This is a genomic window from Luteibacter sp. 9133, from assembly GCF_000800155.1.
GTDB lineage: Bacteria > Pseudomonadota > Gammaproteobacteria > Xanthomonadales > Rhodanobacteraceae > Luteibacter > Luteibacter mycovicinus.
The window spans coordinates 4,280,957-4,299,435 of sequence record NZ_JUHO01000001.1; the positions used below are offsets into that span (position 1 = coordinate 4,280,957).

Below are 18,479 nucleotides of genomic sequence, written 5' to 3' on the forward strand. Positions count from 1 at the left end.
CCAACAGGGTGTGCGACACGCTTACCTCAAGGCCAGCCCACCGCACGCAGCCACGCGTCCACCTGCCGCGTATATCCCGGGTCGACCCCGAGTTCACGGTTGATTTCCATGTGATCCAGCGCCACCGGCAACGTCGCGGCTCGTCCACCCAGGGCGTTCACCTTCGCGGCAAAGCGCTCGTTCGCCCCGCACGACTGCGCCCGCGCCGACGAACACACCATCAGCATCGGAGTGGCGGGCGCGCGGACCAGCCGGTCCAGCGGCGAGGCCGCCGGCCAGCCCGCCGGGTCGCGGCCGAACACGCGGTCATAGAAACGCGCATGTGGCGCGTTCATGATCTGGGGAAGATCCACGGCACCGCTGTCGAGGGATACCGTGGCCAGCCACGGTGCCACGCCCGCCTGACGGCCGATGTCCGGCGACACGGCAAGCAGGCTGACGAGGTGCGCACCGGCCGAATGCCCCATCAGCACGATGCGTGACGGATCGCCATGCCACTCATGCGCGTGACGCTGCACCCAGGCCAGTGCGCTGGCGACATCGACCGCCTGCTCCAGCGGCGAAGCGGCAGGCCAGAGTCGGTAGTTCACCGACACGGCGATCGCACCCTGCGAGCCCCAGTGCGCCAGCTTGCCGTCGATGACGCCGGGGTTGTCCTTGTCGCCGACGATCCATGCGCCACCATGGACCATGACGAGAATCGGTGCGTCATGCGCGCCTGCCGGCACGTGAACCTCGAGGGTCTGTTCGCGCGACGGCCCATAGGACACATCGGCGGCCGCCGCCGGCAAGACGATGAAGGCGATCAGCCAGGCGATAAGCCGGAGGATGGGGTACACCGGAGCTTCCTCAGTGGCAGGCGATGCTTTCGCCAGCCGCGTTGCTGCAACTGCCGGTGTGAGTGACCCCGTCCCGGGTGACCGTCGTGCTGCCGCTGTAGCTGTTCCCAGCCGCGCCGGTCGCCGAGGCGGAGTGCGTGATGCCCTGCCCTTGCGCACCCGTGGTTTGTCCCGCGAACGTTCCACCCTGCGCCCCGGTAGCGTTCGTGTTGCGATCGAAACTTCCAGTGCCGTCGGCGTTATGCGTGGCTGTCGCGCGGGTCGTTGCCGTGCCACCGCCAGAACCCCGCCAGTTACCTCCGGCGTTGGACGTCACATTGCCCTGGCCATCGGAGACCGTACGACGACCGTGCGCGCCCGTCGCGCCGTTGGGACCCCGGAACCCCGCCGCGTGGCCGGCGACGGAACCGCCCTCGGCCTGCCCGTGGGCGCCATAGGCGACGAAACGACCCGATGCGGTCGCCACGCCGGATGCGAGGAGAAGCGCCAGGGAGCAGGCAATCGTGCGATACATGAGCAAACTCCATCTTGATGGCCGTCCGGCCGGAGACGTCACTCTGACGAATCCCAGGGCGGCCCGCCGTCACGCTTCGCAACCGAACGTTTCCGTGCATCGCTTACGAAACATCCTGTTACACCTTCGCTCCCGGTGGCGCCCCGGTCGCGTCCCGGACACGGCAGAATCGCACCATGACCGAGTTCACGCCCTCCCGCATCCTGATCGTCGACGACGACGCGCGCCTGCGCGATCTGCTCTCGCGCTACCTGCAGAGCCAGGGCTTCGCGACGGTGACGGCCGAGGACGGCAAGGCGCTGGACCGCGAGCTGAAGCGTCGACACGTCGACCTCATCGTGCTCGACATCATGATGCCGGGAGAAGACGGCCTTGCTATCTGTCGTCGCCTGCGTGGCCAGGGCGTGGATACGCCGATCATCATGCTGACGGCGCGCGTTGACGAGGTGGATCGCATCGTCGGGCTCGAGATCGGCGCCGACGACTACCTGGCCAAGCCGGGCAGCCCGCGCGAGCTGGTCGCCCGGATCAACGCCGTGCTTCGCCGTGGGCGCGCCGCGCCCGGCGCACCGCTCACCGACAACCGCCGCGTCGTCTTCGGGCCCTTCGTACTCGAACTCGGCACGCGCCGCCTGCTCCGCGATGGCGAACCGCAGCACCTGACGACCGGTGAGTTCGCCGTGCTCGCGACACTGGTACAGCGCCCGCGCCAGCCACTCACGCGCGACCAGCTGATGAGCTCCGCGCGCGGTCGCGACCATGAGGCCTTCGACCGGAGTATGGACGTGATGATGAGCCGGCTGCGCCGGGTCGTGGAAGACGATCCGCGCGAACCGCGCTGGCTGCAGACCGTCTGGGGACACGGCTACGTCTTCGTTCCGGACGGCCCGTGAACCGGCGGCCATCCAGCCTGTTCGCAAGGATCGCCACGCTGCTCGCCGTTACGGTCGGGTTGTGCTTCGTCCTGAGCATCGTCGCGATCCGGATCACCAGCGACGAAGGCGCGGGCCGCGTGGGCATACGCGGCGCGACGGCACGTATCGTCGTCGCGGATACGCTCATCGCCAGCGGCAAGGAGGCCGGGCTGGCCGAGATCCACGTGATCCGCGCGCCCACCGCGCCCGCAGGCAGGGAGCCCGTCCTTCCCGTCGTTCGCCGCACTCTGGAGGACATTCGCCAGGCCTTTCCCGGTCGTGAAGTGCGCATCGATGGCATGCACGATGCCACGCTGTGGATCGCTGCGCCGGCGCCCGCGACAGGCTGGCTGGGTGTGCCAGTGACCAACACCGGAAAGCCGGCCGTTCGCGCCGGCCTGCTCGCCATTGCGCTGGGCGGCGTGCTGATCGTGCTGCTCGCCGGACTTTACGCGCGCAGCATCACCGCACCACTGCGGCAGCTTGCCGACAGTGCCGCCCACATGGTCAACGGAAGCGAGCCGCCATCGCTCCCCGACGGGGTCGCGCGTGAACTGACCGAACTACGGTCCGCCCTCGCCCGCGCCGCGGCCGACGTCCGTGCCAGCGCACGTGAGCGCGACCTCATGCTGGCCGCGCTGTCCCACGACATGCGCACGCCGCTCGCCCGGCTGCGCCTCGGACTGGAGCTTTCGCCCGTGACCGATCTCGCGTTGCGCGGCGGCATGGAAGCGGACATCGATGCGCTCGACAGCCTCTGCGAACACTTCATCGCCTTCGCACGCGACGGTCGCGACGAAGCGACGGGCGACGTCGACCTGAGCGCGATCGTGCACGACGTGGCGGCTGTCGCATCGGCGCATGGCGAGGTGTGGACGTTGCGGCTGTCCGACGCGCCGATCATCCAGGGCAAGCCCCTGACCTTGCGTCGCGCTTTGGAGAATCTCGTCCGCAATGCAAGCCGACATGGTGCGGCACCGTTCGAGGCATCGGTCGAGGTGACCGCGACGGAGATCCTTACCACGGTGATCGACCATGGATCCGGCGTACCCGGGGCCTTGCTGCCCCACCTCGGCCAGCCGTTTTTCCGCGGAAACGCCGCCCGCAGCGATGCCACGGGCAGCGGTCTGGGCCTGGCCAGCGTTCGACGCACGGCGGTCCAGCACGGCGGCGAACTGCATCTGCGCAACGTGCCGGAAGGCGGATTCGCCGCGACGCTGGTGTTGCCGCGCGGCAATCCACGGACTCAGGCGGGCTTCGTGGGTTTACGCGTCCCATGCGAACGCCGTCTACCCGCGATGTGACGCGGATAGACGGGGGTGTCGTTGTCAGACCAGCTCAGCCAGCGACGCCGGATCGAACGACTTCATCGCCGCTGTATCCCCCGCACGCACCTTCGACACCCACTGCGGATCGCCCAGCAACGCACGGCCCACGGCGATAAGGTCGAACTCGTCGCGCTCCAGGCGCTCGGCCAGACGCTCGACGCCCACGGGCGACGACGTCGCGCCACCGAACGAGGCAAGGAACTCGCCATCGAGGCCGACCGACCCGACGGAGATCGTCGCGGCGCCGGTCACCTTCTTCGCCCAGCCGGCGAAGTTGAGACCCTCGGCGCCGTCGACGTCCGGGAACTCCGGTTCCCAGAAACGGCGCTGGGAACAATGCAGGACATCCACACCTGCGGCCACCAGCGGCGACAGCCACGCTTCGAGCTCGGTCGGCGTATTGGCCAGACGCGTCTGATAGTCCTGCTGCTTCCACTGGCTGACGCGGAGGATCAGCGGCATGTCCGGGCCGATCGCGGCGCGTACGGCGGCGACGACTTCGGCGGCGAAGCGTGCACGCTCCGGCAACGTGGCGCCGCCGTAGCGGTCGGTACGCTCGTTGGAGCCATGCCAGAAGAACTGGTCGATCAGGTAACCGTGCGCACCGTGCAGTTCGACGACGTCGAAGCCGAGCTCTTTCGCGCTCAGCGCGGCGCGTGCGAACGCGGCGACGGTGTCGGCGATGTCTTCGTCGGTCATCGCCACGCCGTGTTTGTCGCCGGGGCCGTTGATGCCCGACGGGCTTTCCGCCGATACCGGGCCGACCCAGCCGGACATGCCGCGCGTGCCACCGGTGTGCCAGATCTGCGGGCCCATACGACCGCCGACGGCGTGCACTTCGTCGATCACGTGGCGCCAGCCGGCCAGAGCGGCGTCGCCGAAGAAGGACGGAATGTTGGGTTCGTTACGCGAGGCCGGGCGGTCGATCACCGTGCCTTCGGAGAGGATCAGGCCGACGCCATCGGCGGCACGGCGGCGGTAATAAGCGGCGTTGGCTTCTCCCGGCACGCCCGCGTCGGTGAACAGACGGGTCATGGGCGCCATGACGATGCGGTTGGCCAGCGTGAGGCCTTTGAGGGTGAAAGGGCGGAACAGCGCGTCGACAGCGGCCTGGGTCATGAGAAATATCGCACCTTTATCGAAGATGCGTGCGAGGGTATACAGGATATACTTGGCGTCAATAAGGCACTTGAACGCTCTCAGGTATCTCCATGGAAACCCGCGCTGACCCGACCTGCTCCCCCACGCACTTCTCGGCCGGCTGCCCCAGCCGCGTGCTGTTCGATCAGGTCGCCGATAAGTGGTCGATGATGGTCCTCACCGTCTTGCACGGCGGCCCGTTGCGCTTCAACGCCATCCGGCGGCAGCTCGAGGGCGTCACGCAGAAGGCGCTCACGCAGTGCCTGCGCCGTCTCGAGCGCAACGGGCTGCTTACGCGACGCATCATTCCGGCCGCGCCGATCGGCGTGGAGTACGCGCTCACCGATCTCGGCCGATCGCTGCATCGACCGTTCAAGGAGCTCTACATCTGGATGCATCAGAACCTGGATGAGGTCGAGGCGGCGCGGGTTCGTTATGACGAAGCGTCATCCGCGCCTGCGGATGCCGTCGGCTAGGAATGTGACGACGGGTGCGCCTGGGCCCTGAGCCGGGCACTCGCCCGCGCCCTTACCGCATCCGACCCGTCGACCCGCGACAGGTACTGCAACACGTCACGCTTCGTCGAAGGATTGGCGGCGATACACACGCGCACTTTCTCGTTCACGTCGTCGGCCAGTTCGCGCAGCAGCGTCTCCGAGGCGTCGACGCGCTCGGCCACGGCGTGGCGGACGATCCAGTTCGCATCGCTGGCCAGACGTTCCAGCATCTCCGGCGGCGACGTGCGGTTGTAGGCGATAAACGGCCGCAGTTCGGGGGCGCGTGCGTGGATCTGCATCCACACCGCGAGCGGCACCTGCTCGCTGGCGGCGCGCTGGTTATCGTCAGGATCGTCGCTGACACGCAGCCGAATCCATTCGTTGGCATTGTCGATCATGTTCCCCCCTTCCCGCGGATGCGCCCGCGAGCATCAACCCAGGCGCAGCACCGCCGCCGTCTGGGCAACGATGGTACGCCCGATCTCCTCCGCTGGCACCTCCCTGGCCAGGGCACCGGCCTGGCCCGACCACAACGGCTGGAAATCGCCCTGCGCCATCGCTTCGGTCGCTGCCCGTAACGGCGTCAGCGGCCCGGCCGCCAGGGGGAATGGCGGTGCATCGGCGGAAACGGGGCCCACTTCACGCATCAGGCGGTTGATGGCGCCGCGCGCCGGGCGCCCGGTCAGCACGTTGGTGACCACGGTGTTGTCGTCACGTACGCCGCGCAGCGCGGCGCGATGCACGGCGGCGCTGGTCGATTCCGGCGACAGCAGGAAGGCCGTGCCCATCTGCACGGCGGAGGCGCCCAGACACAGCGCGGCGGCCATCCCACGTCCATCGGAAATGCCACCGGCGGCGATCACGGGGATGCTCAGCGCGTCGACCATCTGCGGCACGAGCGCCATCGTGCCGGGCTGCGTCGTCATGTCGTCGGTGAGGAAGTTGCCGCGATGGCCTCCGGCTTCATACCCCTGGGCGATGACGGCATCGCAGCCGCGCTCGGCCAGCCAGCGGCCTTCGGCGACCGTGGTCGCGGTGGCAAGAAGGATGGCACCGGTCGCCTTCACCCTGTCGAGCAGAGCCGTCTCGGGTAAGCCGAAGTGAAAGCTCACCACTTCGGGCTTCAGCTCTTCGACGAGCGAGCACATGGCGGCATCGAACGGCGCGCGACCACCGGCGGCGGGCAGCTTTGCCGGATCCACATCGAATTCGCTGAAGTAGGGCGCCAGCCGGTCCAGCCATCGACGTGTCTGCGCCTCGGTCGGCGTCACCGCCGTATGCGCGAAGAAATTGAGGTTGATCGGTCCGGGCACGGCCGCACGAAACACCGCGACCTCCTCACGCACCCTGTCGGCGGTGATCGAGGCGCACGGCAGCGAACCGAGGCCACCGGCACGCGCCACGGCGATCGCGAGAGCGGATCCGCCGGAGCCGGCCATCGGCGCGAGAAGAAAAGGATGCTCGATGGCAAACAGGTCGAGCACGCGACGGTCGGTCCAGACAGGCACAGCAAACTCCTCGAAGCGAACCGCGAAGGTCGATACCGGCAAGGATAGACCGGTCGACCTCCGCGTCGCGTAAAGTCTTCAGTGTGCTTCGGCTTTCCGCAGCGACTTGCGTGCCGCCGCGGCCTGGCTCTCGGTGACAGCGGACGCATGGTTGCCGAAACCCGTACGCACGAAGGTTGCCACCTGCGCCACCTCCGCATCGCTCAGACGCTCGGCGAAACCGGGCATGCCCAGCGGCGACGGTGCCTTTTCGGTCGACGGCAGGTGGCTACCGCCGAGGATCAGCCGCACCAGCGTGGTCGGGTCGTCCGCGAGCACGGTCGGGTTGCCCGCGATCGTCGGGAACACGTGCGCGTAACCTTCCGCGTCGGTGCGATGGCAAGCGGCGCAGTTATCGACGTAGATTTCAGCGCCACGGCTATCGTTGATGCCGGCCTGCAGGGCCTTCGCGGTGGTGTCGTCGGGCGCGAAGCGCGACGGATCATCCGCGGTGGCCGGCAGCGTCTTCAGGTAAGCCGCGATCGCATGCAGATCGTCGTCCTTCAGCCACTGCATGCTGTGCACGGCCACGTCGGCCATCGGCTGACCGACTACGGCGCTGTGCGCGTTACGCGCGGTACGCAGCGTGTCCACGATGTCCTGCTCGCTCCAGCGACCCAGACCGTCGGCCGTGTTGCCACGCAGATTCACCGCATACCAGCCGTCGATCACCTGGCCACCGGACAGGTACGAGCCACCCTTCTCGTCAAGCGTCCGCTCCTGCAAAGCGAAGCCGCGTGGCGTGTGACAGCTGCCGCAGTGACCCGCGCCCTGGACGAGATAGGCGCCGCGGGCGATCTTCTCGTCCGGGTACGCCTTCGGATCGAATACCACGCTGTCGGCATCCGGTGCGAACAGCTTGCGCCAGATCGCCAGCGGCCAACGCATCGACAGCGGCCACGGAATCGCCGTGCCCTGGTTCGCGCGCGAGGACGGCTCGATGCCGCCGTGCCGGAAGTACGCGTACAGCGCGCGCACGTCGTCGTCGCTGAGACGCGCATACGACGGGAACGGCATGGCCGGGTAAAGGCTCGAGCCATCCGCCGCGATGCCATGACGCAGCGCGCGGTCGAACTGGTCGAGCGTGTACTTGCCGATGCCGTGGTCCGCGTCGGGCGTGATGTTGCTGCTGTAGATCGTACCCAGCGGCGTCGCCATCGGCAGGCCACCTTCGAACGGCTTGCCGCCCGGACGGCTGTGGCATGCCGTGCAGTCGCTGGCCAGGGCCAGGTAGTGGCCCTTCTCGATCAGGGATTTGTCGTCCGCGGGCACATCGCCGGCGATCGCACGCGTATGCGTGGGCCAGAACGCGAACGCCAGCGCAGCCACGAGCACGACCACGCCGAGGGCGATCAGGGTGAGGAAGAACTTTTTCATCTCGTTCTCCTTACGCCTGGACCATGGGACCGGGGTCCTTCAGGTACTTCTCGCGGATGGCGGTGGCGGCCCAGTACGCGAGGCCGCCGACCAGACCGGTCGGGTTGTAGCCGTTGTTCTGCGGGAACGCGTTGGCGCCGATGGCGAACACGTTGGGCACGTCCCACGACTGCAGATAACGGTTCAGCGCCGAGGTCGATGGATCCGAGCCCATCGTCGCGCCACCGCAGGTGTGCGTGCTCTGGTACTTGGTGATGTTGTAGTGCTCGCCGTCCTTCTTCGCATCGCCGAGGATCGACAACGGATTGAGGGTGCGGCCCATCTGCAGCGCCTGACCTACGAGGAACTGCGACGCCTTGATCTCGTTGTCCTGCCAGTCGAAGGTCATCCGCAACAACGGACGGCCAAACGAATCCTTATAGGTCGGATCCAGGCTCAGATAGTTCTGGCGATACGACATGCAGGCACCCTGCACCTCGAAGTAGAACGAGTGACGGAAGTTGTCCGCCGCCGCACGCTTCCAGTCGGTGCCCCAGTTCGGGGTACCGGCGGGCACGTTGATGCCGCGCACCGGACCCGCGCCGGGCTGACGCGCCCAGACCAGACCGCCGCCGACGAAGCCGAGCTTGCCGTTGTCGAGCTGATTGCCGTTGAGATCGTCCATCGTCGCGCCCGCGCCACCGATACCGATGAACGGGTTGGCCTGCACGCTCTTGTCGAAGAACATCACCGTGCGGTTGAGGTTCTGGTACGAGTAGTTGCGACCGATGGTGCCCGTCTGCGTCACCGGGTCATACGCCTTGCCGATGCCCGACACCAGCATCAGGTGCACGTTGAACAGCTGGAACGCGCACAGCAGGACGATGTCCGCCGGCTGCTCCACTTCACGGCCCTGCGCGTCGAGATACGTAACGCCCGTCGCCTTCTTGCCTGTGCTGTCGAGGTTGACCTTGAGCACCTGCGAGTTGGCGCGCAGCTCGAAGTTCGGCTTGATACGCAGCGCCGGAAGGATCGAAACGTTAGGGCTGGCCTTGGAGTAATTCAGGCAACCGTAATCGCTGCAGAAACCGCAGGCATTGCACGGACCCATCTGGCAGCCGTACGGATTCACGTACGGACCCGAGGCATTGGACGTGGGAATGGGATACGGATGCCAGCCCATTTCCTTCGCGCCCTTGTAGAACTGTTCGGCGCCGAGATAATTCGGGTTGGGCCCCAGCGGGTATTCCTTCGAACGCGAGCCTTCGAAGGGGTTGCCGCCCTCCTGCAGCACGCCGTTGATCACGCCCGCCTTGCCCGAGGTGCCGCAGACGCGCTCGAACATGTCCAGGTGCGGTTCCAGGTCGTCATAGCTGACCGGGAAATCCTGGATCGTCATGTCGGCAGGAATGAAGGCCTTGCCGTAACGATGTTCCATGTTCGTACGCAGGTACATGTCTTCGGGCAGCGGACGGAAATGGCAACCCGACCAGTGCGTACCCGCACCACCTACGCCCGTACCGGGCTTGAACGAACCCATCTGACGATACGGCACGGCGTCCGACGAGCTGTTGTGGCGAATGGTGACGGTTTCCTGATTGAGACTCTGCAGGAACCGGCGATGCACCGAGCCTTCGAGCTCGTCCACGACCTTGGGATAGGCGAAGTCGGGCTGCGTATCGCGGTCGGCGCCGCGCTCGAGCGCCACGACGTGGAGGCCCGCCTCGGTCAGTTCCTTCGCGAGGATCGCGCCGGTCCAGCCCATGCCGACGATGACGGCGTCCACTTTCGGTTTCACGGTAGCCATCGTCTCAACCCCTCTTGCCGGACAGATCGACCGGCGGCAGCGGATACGGTTTGTCGCGCACCGTGATCCAGTCCAGGTAATCGGCGCGCATGCCGGGGTAGCCGATCATCTTCCACGCGGCCATGCCGCGGTTGCCGCCATAGCGGGGATCGGCGAAGTAGCCGTTCTTCACTTCGTTGAGGATGTTGGTGAAGAACAGCTTGGACGAGATGTCCTCCAGCTTGAGCTTGCCGCTCTCGGCCGCCTTGAGCAGTTCTTCCTGCCGGGTGTGCTCGAGCTGGGCGAAGGTCTTGCCGTCGAAGGTCTTCCTGCAATGCGCGTCGATCGCGTTGAGGCCCACACGGATGATGTCGCGCAGGGTGAGGCGGCCCTGATAGCCGAACTCCGGCGGGGCTTCGAGGAAGGGACCCTGCATGTACCAGATGGCGCCATTGGCGTACGGCGTCTGCATGTGGCGGTCGAGAAACTCGGGCACGCCGGTCTCGACGGCACCGGGGCCGACGTCGTCACTGGGGATCAGCCGGTCGCAGATGGCGACCATGCAGGTCCATTCCACGTCCTTGAAGAAATTCGGTTTGTACCCGGCACCGCTCTCAGCGGTGGCGCCGTCACCTGGCTTGTGCGTGGCTGTCGCGGCGAGCGGGAGAGCGGCAGCGAGCGGGGCCATGGTCAGGCCAAGCAGGATACGGCGTCGCGATTGCAACGCGGCGTTGGTTTCGTCCGGTGAGGACATGGCTGGCTCCGGGGCGGCAGGCTGGCTTAAGGCAATAGAAAAACCACCGACGGTCTTACTGTCGGTCGATATACTTCAGTTATGAACTAATGTGACACGTGCATGTTACAGGTGTCTTATCGACCGATGTCGTCATATCTGCATTGCGTTTTTTACAGGGGTGCCGTGCGCCGCTCTGCGTCCCTGCCCGGCGGCAAGCCAAACATCCGCGAATACTCCCGGGTGAACTGCGAAACACTTTCGTATCCCACGGCGAAGGCGGCACCGCTCGCCGACCTGCCCTCACCCGTCATGAGGCGACGCGCCTCGATCAGCCGCAGCTGTTTCTGAAACTGCTTCGGCGACAACGACGTCACCGCACGAAAATGCTGATGAAACGACGACGGGCTCATATCGGCGATGGCAGCGAGCCGCTCGACCGGAATGGATTGCGCAAACTCCGAGCGAAGCACCGCTACCGCGCGTGCCACGCGCTGGGCGTGCCCCTCCTGCCAGCCGAGGCGCCTTATCGCCGGACCATGCCGCCCGGCAAGCAACCAGTAGTGCAACTCGCGCACCAGCGACGTGTGCAGGATAGGCACCGCACCCGGCCGGTCGAGCAGCTGCATGAGGCGCAGCGCGCTGGCGGCCACCTCAGCATCGGTCGGCTCGGCACGGACATCCGGGCCACCGGCCGGCGTGCCCGCTTCCATCGCGAGCGCCAGCTCGGCGATCAGGCGCGTGTCCAGATCCATGACCAGTGAAAAGTACGGTGCGTCTTGGCTCGCCGTCACGATCTGGCTCACGGTGGGAACGTCGGCCGTGATCAGCAGCGAATCGCCCGGTTCCAGCGACACGGTTTGCGCACCCAGGGTCACCTGCTTGCCGCCCTGAAGTACCAGACAGACCAGTGGCTGGGAGATGGCGTAGACCAGTCCGCTGGGCTCGGTCGAACGGATCGTCGTCAGGCCGGGAATGGGCGTCTGGGCAAGCCCCGTCGCGTCGGCATGCGCAGCGACATAACGGCGAACGGCGGTGAGAAGGGCCTCGGTCATGAGGTGAAAGCTAACGCATCCCAGGCGCCGCATAGCCGCCGTTGGAGGAAAAGGCAAACAACGTCGAGGTTACGGCAACGACGCGGGAGACGCCGACACCTATCGTTTCCTCATCCCAAACGGAGCCAGCGACATGACCACGATCACCCTGATTACCGGCGGCAGCCGCGGCCTCGGCCGCAACACCGCACTGAGCGTCGCGCGCCACGGCGGCGATGTCGTCATCACCTACCGCAGCCGTCGCGACGAAGCCGATGCGGTGGTCGCCGAGATCGAGTCGCTCGGTCGCAAGGCGGTCGCGCTTCCGCTGGACACCGGCGACAGCCGAAGCTTTGCGGCGTTCGCGGAGAGCCTTGCGAAGGTCCTGCGCGAAACCTGGAACCGCGATACGTTCGACCATTTGGTCAACAATGCCGGGCACGGCGATTACGCACTGATCCAGGACACGACCGAGGCACAGTTCGACTCGCTGGTCGACGTCCACTTCAAGGGCGTGTACTTCCTCACCCAGTCGCTGCTGACCCTGCTCGCCGATGGCGGTCGCATCATCAACCTGTCTTCGGGACTCACGCGCGTCTCGTATCCCGGATATGCCGCGTATGCCGCCGCCAAGGCAGCGGTAGAAGTCCTGACCGTCTACATGGCCAGAGAACTGGGCAGCCGCGGTATCGCCGTGAACACCGTCGCGCCCGGCGCCATCGAAACCGACTTCGGTGGCGGCGCCGTGCGCGACAATCCGGAGATCAACAAGATCTTTGCCGACATGACGGCGCTCGGTCGCGCAGGTGTGCCCGACGATATCGGCCCGATGATCGCCAGCCTGCTTTCGGCGGATAACCGCTGGGTGACGGCGCAGCGAATCGAGGTGTCGGGCGGTCAGGCGATATGAGCGATTCGCCCTAAGCGATACCTGGGAGGGTGGCGATGGCGTCCACCAGATAGTCGATCAGACGTCGCACGCGCGCGACGTCCGATCTCCCCGGAACCATCAACAGGTTGAGCGGCACGGCCACCGGGCGATGATCCGGCAGCACGGGGACCACCGTCCCTGTCACCAGCAGGTCGTCCACCATCCATCGGTGAGCCGACACGATGCCTCGCCCTGCCACGACAGCCGCTCGCGCAGCCAGACCGTGGTCGACACGCAGACGACCTGTGACCGGGATCGCGTGACGCACACCGTCCGGACCGTCGAGCAGGAGGACGTCGCTGCCGATCACGTTCGACATGCGGATGCTGTCATGCCCGATGAGATCGTCTGGCGATGCAGGTGTGCCGCGAGAGGCCAGGTAGGCGGGAGAGGCCACCAGCAAGCGCTGACTGGAGCCGAGGGCGCGCAGCTTCATCGAGCTGTCGTCGAGGGGCCCGAGGCGAATGGCGATATCCACACCTTCCCGCACCAGATCGATCCGCTCATCGGTGAGCCCAAGTTCCACCTGGATATCGGGGTAGCGATCCTGAAATGCGAAGATCAACGGCGTGATGTGGAGGATGCCCAGAGCGCTCGTCGTCGAGAGACGGACCGTACCGGCATTAGCGCCGCGATGATCGCTGACTTCGTCGGCGGCCTTCTCGACCAGCCGGAGGATCTGCAGAGCTGAGGCGTAGAAGCGCGCGCCTTCGTCGGTCAGGGTCATGCGGCGCGTCGTCCGACTGAGCAATGGTGCTCCCACAGCGGCCTCGAGTTCGCGCAGATGGCGCGTGACCGTCGACTGTCCCAGGCCGCTTTCGCGTGCCACCGCAGACAGGCTGCCTCGCTCCGCGACGCGCACGAAGGTGCGCATGCGTTCCAGCGTCAGATCGGATCTATCCATTTTTCGGCACTAAGTTATGCATCCATCCATATAGTGGATGGATCACGTGTTGGCTACCGTGAGGTCATTCGACATCCGGAGTCTTTATGAAGGTTTTGCTTGTTTTTGCTCATCCTGAGCCCCGCTCACTCAATGGTTCACTGCGCGATGTCGCTATCGCGGAGCTGCTGGCTCAGGGCCACGACGTGCGTCAGACCGATCTGTACGGTCAGCGGTGGAAAGCGGTGGTCGATCGCGATGACTTCCCTGCTCTCCGGAGTGACGACCGTCTGCACCCCGCACGTGCTTCGGCTGAAGCCTTTGCCTCGGGAACCCTGACCGATGACGTGCGCGAGGAACAGGAGAAGCTGCTCTGGGCCGACGCGGTCATTCTGCAGTTCCCCCTGTGGTGGTACACGATGCCGGCGATTCTCAAAGGATGGATCGATCGCGTGTACGCCTATGGTTTCGCGTACGGCGTCGGCGAGCATAGCGACAGGCATTGGGGCGACCGTTTCGGCGAAGGCACGCTCGCGGGCAAGCGCGCCATGCTCGTCGTCACCGCCGGTGGCTGGGAGGAGCACTACGGGCCACGCGGTATCAACGGGCCTATCGATGACCTGCTCTTTCCGATCAACCACGGGGTACTGCACTACCCGGGGTTCGACGTCCTGCCGCCGTTCGTCGCCTACCGTCTGGATCGCATGGGCGAGGACGCGTTTCCCGCGATGGCCGAAGCGTTACGCGAGCGCATGCGCAATCTGGCGATCACGTCTCCGATTCCTTTCCGGCGACAGAATGGGGGCGACTACGAGATACCGAGCTTGCGCCTGCGTGACGGGCTTGGACAGGATACGGTCGGATTCGGACTTCATCAGGACACTGGCACGGCACCCTGTTGAAGCGGAGCCCATGGCTCGAAACCCGGTGCTCGATCGTACGGACCGAGCACCGGGTTCCGTGGGTGTCGGTCAGACCCCTTCGACCATGAACACCCGGTAGTCCGCACCCTTGAACCGATGCGCGCGCGCCTCGGTGTACTCCCGACTGTTGTACCAGGCCAGCGCTTCGGCCTTCGTCGGGAAGCTGATGATGACCGCACCCTCGACCTCGGGCCCTTCGAGCGTCTCGATCTCACCGTAGAACGCGTGCGGCGTGATGGGATGGTTTCCGCGCGCCTCACTGGCTTTCTCTGCGTAGATCTTCATCTCTTCCGGATCCTTGGTGCGATCGCGGGAAAACACGACATAAGTCGCCATAGTTCACATCCTGAGGGGTGGGTGGACTTACCAGGGAAGCGTCTTGCCGAGGTAGGTGAAGCTACCTGTCGGACCGTTGGCATCGAGCAAGGCCATACCGACGCTGCTCTTCGCACCGGTCGGCACATCGATCTCGCCGTTGCCACCGTTCATCTCGGTCTGCACATAACCCGGATGCACCGCGTTGACCTTGATCGGCGTGTCGCGCAGTTCATAAGCAAGATGCACGGTCCACGAATTGATGGCGGTCTTCGACGCATCGTACGCCGGCACCTTGAAGCTGTAGATCGGTGAGTTCGGATCGACGTGCAGCGTGATCGAACCGAGCTGGCTCGAGACGTTGACGATACGCGCCGCCGGGGCCTTCTTGAGCAGCGGGAGGAAGGCGTTGGTCACTTCGACGACCGCGAACACGTTGGTGTCGAAGGTCTCGCGCCATGCCTGCAGCGTCTGCTCGGACGGGGCCTTGCTCATGTCGTCGACGAGGATGCCTGCGTTGTTCACCAGGATGTCGAGCTTGCCGTACTTCTCGCCGACTTCCGCCACGGCCTTTCTGATGCTTTCGCTGTCGGTGACATCGAGCGCGATCGGTTCGACGGTGAGGCCTTCGGCCTTGAGCTTGTCCGCCGCCGCCTTGGTACGACCGGCGTCGCGGCCAGCCAGCAGCGCGATCACACCTTCCTTCGCCAGCTGACGGACGGTTTCCTGACCGATGCCGCGGGTGGCGCCGGTGACGAGGGCGACTTTCTGCGTGGTGTTCATTCCAGATCCTTGCTCGGTGGGTTGGGAATATCGCTGCGTTCGACATGTGGATGGCCTGCCGGACTTAAAACCCGTCAGTTCAGATATTCCTCGAAAAAAATACTAGACGACCGGTCTAATGGCATGTAGAGTTCGTCCCATGAGCCCAGCCACCGCCATCAACGAATCGTCCGACGTCCGCGCCAGGATCCTGGCCACGGGCCAGCGCATCATGGGCGGCAAGGGGTTCTCTGCGGTGGGCCTCAATGAAGTGCTGGCGGCTGCCGGTGTGCCGAAGGGGTCGTTCTATCACTACTTCGGATCGAAGGACGCGTTCGGTGAGGCCTTGCTCGAGGACTACTTCGAGGACTACCTGGCCGACATGGATCGCACGCTTCGTCAGGCCGGCGGCCCGGTGGCGGCTCGTCTGGAGAACTACTTTCAGGCGTGGCGGGACAACCAGTCCTTCCACGACTGCCAGGGTAAGTGCCTTGCCGTGAAGCTGGGCGCCGAGGTGGCGGATCTGTCTGAAGCGATGCGCGCCTCGCTCAGGCGCGGCACCACGGGGATCATCCGCTACCTCGCCGAAGCGATCGAGGCCGGGGTGGCCGACGGCTCACTGTCGGTCGACGAGCCGGCGGCGGACGTGGCGCAGAGCCTCTACCAGCTCTGGCTGGGCGCCAGCGTCATGGTCAAGATCGTTCGCAACACCGAACCGTTCGACAAGGCGATGGCTACCACCCGCCAGATTTTGAAGCTCCCGGCCTGAGGCCGGGAGGCGATACGGACGCTTCTTCGCGAAGCGTTTTTTTACCCCTAGTTACTAGACGACTGGTCTACTTTACTCAATCAATCAGGAGATTCCCATGAAAGTCCTCATCGTTCTGACCTCGCACGACCAGCTTGGCAACACCGGCCGCAAGACCGGCTTCTGGCTCGAAGAGCTCGCCGCGCCCTATTACACCTTCAAGGACGCCGGCGCCGAGATCGTTCTCGCCTCGCTCAAGGGCGGCCAGCCGCCGCTCGATCCGAAGAGCAACGAGCCGTCGTTCCAGACCGACGTCACCCGTCGCTTTGAAGCCGACGCCGCCGCCAACGCCCAGCTCGCCGCCACCGTCCGTCTCGACAGCGTCTCGCAGGCCGACTTCGACACCGTGTTCTATCCGGGCGGTCACGGCCCGCTGTGGGATCTGGCCGAGGACAAAAATTCGATCGCGCTGATCGAATCGTTCATCGAAGCGGGTAAGCCGGTCGCCCTCGTCTGCCATGCCCCGGGCGTGCTCCGCCACGTCAAGGCGTCGAACGGCAAGCCGCTGGTCGAGGGCAAACAGGTCACGGGCTTCACCAATACGGAAGAAGAAGGCGTTGGCCTCACCAATGTGGTGCCCTTCCTCGTCGAAGACGAACTGAAGACCAGGGGTGGCATCTACTCGAAGGGTCCGGACTGGGGTTCGTACGTCGTTACCGATGGCCTGCTGATCACGGGCCAGAACCCCGCGTCGTCGTCGGAAGCCGCCGCTGTGCTGATGAAGCAGCTGTCGGCATGAACATCTTCGACGGTCCGTATTACCTGAGCATCGCCGGCAAGCTCATCGAGACGAGCGATCGCTTCGACGTCATGAATCCGGCGACCGGGACGGTGCTGGCGCAGGCGCCCGCCGCCAGCGCCGCGCAGCTCGACGAAGCGATCGCCGCCGCGAAAGCGGCCTTCAGGACCTGGTCGGCCCTTGGCTACGAGCGGCGCCAGGTCTATCTCAACGCCTATGCCGATGCGCTCGAAACCCATCGCGACGAGTTGGCCCGACTGCTCACCCTTGAGCAGGGCAAACCGCTCAAGACGATGGCGGAGCCGGAGGTCGACCAGTCGATCTCCTGGATCCGGCAGATCGCCGCGCGGCGCATTCCCGTCGAGATCGTGGAGGAGACCGACGACCACATCGTCGAGCTTCACCACACGCCGCTGGGCGTCGTCGGTGCGATCACACCGTGGAACTTCCCCGTGCTGCTCGCCTTGTGGAAGGTGGCGCCGGCACTGATCACCGGCAACACGATGGTGATCAAGCCCTCGCCGTTTACGCCGTTGTCCACACTGCGCTTCGGGCAGATCGCGCAGTCCGTGCTGCCACCCGGGGTGCTCTCGGTGGTTTCCGGCGGCAACGAGCTTGGCCCGCAGATGACCGCGCACCCGGACATCGCCAAGATCAGCTTCACCGGGTCCACCGAGACCGGCAAGCATGTGATCCGCTCCGCTGCCGGGACGATCAAGCGACTTACGCTCGAGATGGGTGGCAACGACGCGGCGATCGTGCTGCCCGAAGCCGACTGGCGTTCGATCGTGCCCGCACTGTTCTGGGGCGCTGTCGGCAATTCGGGTCAGTGGTGTGTCGGCATCAAGCGCCTGTATGTCCACCGTTCGTTCCACGCGGACTTCGTCGACGCATTCGTGGCATACGCCAGGCGGCAGAAGCTCGGCGACGGGCTCGACCCCGAGGTCACCGTCGGCCCGGTGCAGAACAAGATGCAGTTCGACAAGGTCGTCACGTTCCTCGACGACATCAAGGCGAACGGTCAGAAGATCGTCCTCGGCGGCGAGATCGACCCGGACCGTCCCGGCTACTTCATCCCCGTGACCGTCGTCGACAACCCGCCGGAAGATTCGAAGATCGTGCAGGAAGAGCAGTTCGCTCCGATCGTGCCGATCATCGCCTACGACGACGTCGACGACGTGATCGAGCGTGCCAACGACAGTCCGTTCGGTCTGGGCGGCTCCGTCTGGGGTCGCGACACCGCCGCCGCCGTCGCGGTGGCCAACCGCCTCGAGACAGGCATGGTCTGGGTCAACGAGATCCATACCCAGGGCGTGGACGTGCCCTTCGGCGGCCACAAGCAATCCGGCGTCGGCACCGAGCACGGCAGCGAAGGGCGCCAGCTCTTCACCAATCCGAAAACCATTCTGATCCGCAAGTAAGCGCCCAAG

At 65.5% G+C, this 18,479-nt stretch carries 20 protein-coding genes; 8 read left to right on the forward strand and 12 right to left on the reverse strand.

Annotation, left to right across the window (positions count from 1 at the left end; translation table 11 throughout):
• Positions 1 to 26: 26 nt before the first annotated feature.
• Complete coding sequence (locus FA87_RS18680) at positions 27 to 839, reverse strand: alpha/beta hydrolase (protein ID WP_043696693.1); 813 nt, start codon at positions 837 to 839, stop codon at positions 27 to 29.
• Between the two features lie 10 nt (positions 840 to 849).
• A complete protein-coding gene (locus FA87_RS21040; RefSeq protein ID WP_052191449.1) occupies positions 850 to 1,353 on the reverse strand; it encodes a hypothetical protein in 504 nt (167 codons plus the stop codon).
• Positions 1,354 to 1,529: 176 nt separating this feature from the next.
• On the opposite strand from FA87_RS21040, the gene ompR reads away from it, so the two are divergent.
• A complete protein-coding gene (gene ompR, locus FA87_RS18690; RefSeq protein ID WP_043696696.1) occupies positions 1,530 to 2,246 on the forward strand; it encodes a two-component system response regulator OmpR in 717 nt (238 codons plus the stop codon).
• Positions 2,243 to 3,571: an ATP-binding protein gene (locus FA87_RS18695; protein ID WP_043696699.1), complete on the forward strand. Its 1,329-nt coding sequence runs from the start codon at positions 2,243 to 2,245 to the stop codon at positions 3,569 to 3,571. Before ompR ends, FA87_RS18695 begins: the two co-directional genes overlap by 4 nt.
• 24 nt (positions 3,572 to 3,595) lie before the next feature.
• Here the strand turns inward: FA87_RS18695 and FA87_RS18700 are convergent, their stop codons facing one another.
• Positions 3,596 to 4,714, reverse strand: coding sequence for an NADH:flavin oxidoreductase (locus FA87_RS18700; protein WP_043696702.1), 1,119 nt, complete (start codon positions 4,712 to 4,714; stop codon positions 3,596 to 3,598).
• 92 nt (positions 4,715 to 4,806) lie between these two features.
• Between FA87_RS18700 and FA87_RS18705 the strand changes: the two genes are divergently transcribed.
• Complete coding sequence (locus FA87_RS18705) at positions 4,807 to 5,211, forward strand: helix-turn-helix domain-containing protein (RefSeq protein ID WP_043696704.1); 405 nt, start codon at positions 4,807 to 4,809, stop codon at positions 5,209 to 5,211.
• On the opposite strand, the gene FA87_RS18710 is transcribed toward FA87_RS18705, so the two are convergent.
• From FA87_RS18710 to FA87_RS18735, 6 genes are all read right to left on the reverse strand, one after another.
• Positions 5,208 to 5,630 carry a hypothetical protein gene (locus FA87_RS18710; protein WP_052191450.1) on the reverse strand — a complete coding sequence of 141 codons (423 nt, stop codon included), beginning with the start codon at positions 5,628 to 5,630 and terminating at the stop codon, positions 5,208 to 5,210. The two genes, FA87_RS18705 and FA87_RS18710, sit on opposite strands and share 4 nt — an antisense overlap.
• A 33-nt stretch (positions 5,631 to 5,663) precedes the next feature.
• Positions 5,664 to 6,740: a nitronate monooxygenase family protein gene (locus FA87_RS18715; RefSeq protein WP_043696708.1), complete on the reverse strand. Its 1,077-nt coding sequence runs from the start codon at positions 6,738 to 6,740 to the stop codon at positions 5,664 to 5,666.
• A 78-nt stretch (positions 6,741 to 6,818) separates the two neighbouring features.
• Positions 6,819 to 8,156: a cytochrome c gene (locus FA87_RS18720; RefSeq protein ID WP_043696710.1), complete on the reverse strand. Its 1,338-nt coding sequence runs from the start codon at positions 8,154 to 8,156 to the stop codon at positions 6,819 to 6,821.
• Between the two features lie 10 nt (positions 8,157 to 8,166).
• The gene (locus FA87_RS18725; protein WP_043696713.1) at positions 8,167 to 9,942 is read right to left on the reverse strand and encodes a GMC family oxidoreductase; all 1,776 of its coding nucleotides are present in this window, start codon (positions 9,940 to 9,942) and stop codon (positions 8,167 to 8,169) included.
• A gap of 4 nt (positions 9,943 to 9,946) precedes the next feature.
• Positions 9,947 to 10,675 carry a gluconate 2-dehydrogenase subunit 3 family protein gene (locus tag FA87_RS18730; RefSeq protein ID WP_036109155.1) on the reverse strand — a complete coding sequence of 243 codons (729 nt, stop codon included), beginning with the start codon at positions 10,673 to 10,675 and terminating at the stop codon, positions 9,947 to 9,949.
• A gap of 152 nt (positions 10,676 to 10,827) precedes the next feature.
• Positions 10,828 to 11,709, reverse strand: coding sequence for an AraC family transcriptional regulator (locus FA87_RS18735; protein WP_043696714.1), 882 nt, complete (start codon positions 11,707 to 11,709; stop codon positions 10,828 to 10,830).
• A gap of 133 nt (positions 11,710 to 11,842) precedes the next feature.
• On the opposite strand from FA87_RS18735, the gene FA87_RS18740 reads away from it, so the two are divergent.
• Positions 11,843 to 12,598, forward strand: coding sequence for an SDR family oxidoreductase (locus tag FA87_RS18740; RefSeq protein ID WP_036109151.1), 756 nt, complete (start codon positions 11,843 to 11,845; stop codon positions 12,596 to 12,598).
• 10 nt (positions 12,599 to 12,608) lie between these two features.
• Here the strand turns inward: FA87_RS18740 and FA87_RS18745 are convergent, their stop codons facing one another.
• Positions 12,609 to 13,523 (reverse strand): LysR family transcriptional regulator, encoded by a 915-nt coding sequence (locus FA87_RS18745; protein WP_043696717.1) that lies wholly within the window; start codon positions 13,521 to 13,523, stop codon positions 12,609 to 12,611.
• A gap of 86 nt (positions 13,524 to 13,609) precedes the next feature.
• Between FA87_RS18745 and FA87_RS18750 the strand changes: the two genes are divergently transcribed.
• Complete coding sequence (locus FA87_RS18750; RefSeq protein WP_043696720.1) at positions 13,610 to 14,404, forward strand: NAD(P)H-dependent oxidoreductase; 795 nt, start codon at positions 13,610 to 13,612, stop codon at positions 14,402 to 14,404.
• 69 nt (positions 14,405 to 14,473) lie between these two features.
• Here the strand turns inward: FA87_RS18750 and FA87_RS18755 are convergent, their stop codons facing one another.
• A complete protein-coding gene (locus FA87_RS18755; protein WP_036109145.1) occupies positions 14,474 to 14,761 on the reverse strand; it encodes a DUF1330 domain-containing protein in 288 nt (95 codons plus the stop codon).
• A 27-nt stretch (positions 14,762 to 14,788) separates the two neighbouring features.
• Positions 14,789 to 15,523 (reverse strand): SDR family oxidoreductase, encoded by a 735-nt coding sequence (locus FA87_RS18760; RefSeq protein WP_043696722.1) that lies wholly within the window; start codon positions 15,521 to 15,523, stop codon positions 14,789 to 14,791.
• 139 nt (positions 15,524 to 15,662) lie between these two features.
• On the opposite strand from FA87_RS18760, the gene FA87_RS18765 reads away from it, so the two are divergent.
• The 3 genes from FA87_RS18765 to FA87_RS18775 all read left to right on the forward strand — a co-directional run bounded on the left by FA87_RS18765 (position 15,663) and on the right by FA87_RS18775 (position 18,470).
• On the forward strand, positions 15,663 to 16,271 hold the full coding sequence (locus tag FA87_RS18765; RefSeq protein ID WP_043696724.1) for a TetR/AcrR family transcriptional regulator: 609 nt from the start codon (positions 15,663 to 15,665) through the stop codon (positions 16,269 to 16,271).
• A 97-nt stretch (positions 16,272 to 16,368) separates the two neighbouring features.
• The gene (locus tag FA87_RS18770) at positions 16,369 to 17,049 is read left to right on the forward strand and encodes a type 1 glutamine amidotransferase domain-containing protein (RefSeq protein WP_043696727.1); all 681 of its coding nucleotides are present in this window, start codon (positions 16,369 to 16,371) and stop codon (positions 17,047 to 17,049) included.
• Positions 17,046 to 18,470, forward strand: coding sequence for an aldehyde dehydrogenase family protein (locus FA87_RS18775; protein ID WP_043696731.1), 1,425 nt, complete (start codon positions 17,046 to 17,048; stop codon positions 18,468 to 18,470). The genes FA87_RS18770 and FA87_RS18775 overlap by 4 nt, the downstream gene beginning before the upstream one ends.
• Positions 18,471 to 18,479: the final 9 nt, after the last annotated feature.

Excerpts from the sequence above, each read along its gene's own strand:
- FA87_RS21040 (WP_052191449.1), bottom strand. The coding sequence starts at position 1,353 with ATGTATCGCACGATTGCCTGCTCCCTGGCGCTTCTCCTCGCATCCGGC.
- ompR (WP_043696696.1), top strand. The coding sequence starts at position 1,530 with ATGACCGAGTTCACGCCCTCCCGCATCCTGATCGTCGACGACGACGCG.
- FA87_RS18700 (WP_043696702.1), bottom strand. The coding sequence starts at position 4,714 with ATGACCCAGGCCGCTGTCGACGCGCTGTTCCGCCCTTTCACCCTCAAA.
- FA87_RS18705 (WP_043696704.1), top strand. The coding sequence starts at position 4,807 with ATGGAAACCCGCGCTGACCCGACCTGCTCCCCCACGCACTTCTCGGCC.
- FA87_RS18710 (WP_052191450.1), bottom strand. The coding sequence starts at position 5,630 with ATGATCGACAATGCCAACGAATGGATTCGGCTGCGTGTCAGCGACGAT.
- FA87_RS18720 (WP_043696710.1), bottom strand. The coding sequence starts at position 8,156 with ATGAAAAAGTTCTTCCTCACCCTGATCGCCCTCGGCGTGGTCGTGCTC.
- FA87_RS18725 (WP_043696713.1), bottom strand. The coding sequence starts at position 9,942 with ATGGCTACCGTGAAACCGAAAGTGGACGCCGTCATCGTCGGCATGGGC.
- FA87_RS18730 (WP_036109155.1), bottom strand. The coding sequence starts at position 10,675 with ATGTCCTCACCGGACGAAACCAACGCCGCGTTGCAATCGCGACGCCGT.
- FA87_RS18735 (WP_043696714.1), bottom strand. The coding sequence starts at position 11,709 with ATGACCGAGGCCCTTCTCACCGCCGTTCGCCGTTATGTCGCTGCGCAT.
- FA87_RS18740 (WP_036109151.1), top strand. The coding sequence starts at position 11,843 with ATGACCACGATCACCCTGATTACCGGCGGCAGCCGCGGCCTCGGCCGC.
- FA87_RS18745 (WP_043696717.1), bottom strand. The coding sequence starts at position 13,523 with ATGGATAGATCCGATCTGACGCTGGAACGCATGCGCACCTTCGTGCGC.
- FA87_RS18750 (WP_043696720.1), top strand. The coding sequence starts at position 13,610 with ATGAAGGTTTTGCTTGTTTTTGCTCATCCTGAGCCCCGCTCACTCAAT.
- FA87_RS18755 (WP_036109145.1), bottom strand. The coding sequence starts at position 14,761 with ATGGCGACTTATGTCGTGTTTTCCCGCGATCGCACCAAGGATCCGGAA.
- FA87_RS18760 (WP_043696722.1), bottom strand. The coding sequence starts at position 15,523 with ATGAACACCACGCAGAAAGTCGCCCTCGTCACCGGCGCCACCCGCGGC.
- FA87_RS18765 (WP_043696724.1), top strand. The coding sequence starts at position 15,663 with ATGAGCCCAGCCACCGCCATCAACGAATCGTCCGACGTCCGCGCCAGG.
- FA87_RS18770 (WP_043696727.1), top strand. The coding sequence starts at position 16,369 with ATGAAAGTCCTCATCGTTCTGACCTCGCACGACCAGCTTGGCAACACC.
- FA87_RS18775 (WP_043696731.1), top strand. The coding sequence starts at position 17,046 with ATGAACATCTTCGACGGTCCGTATTACCTGAGCATCGCCGGCAAGCTC.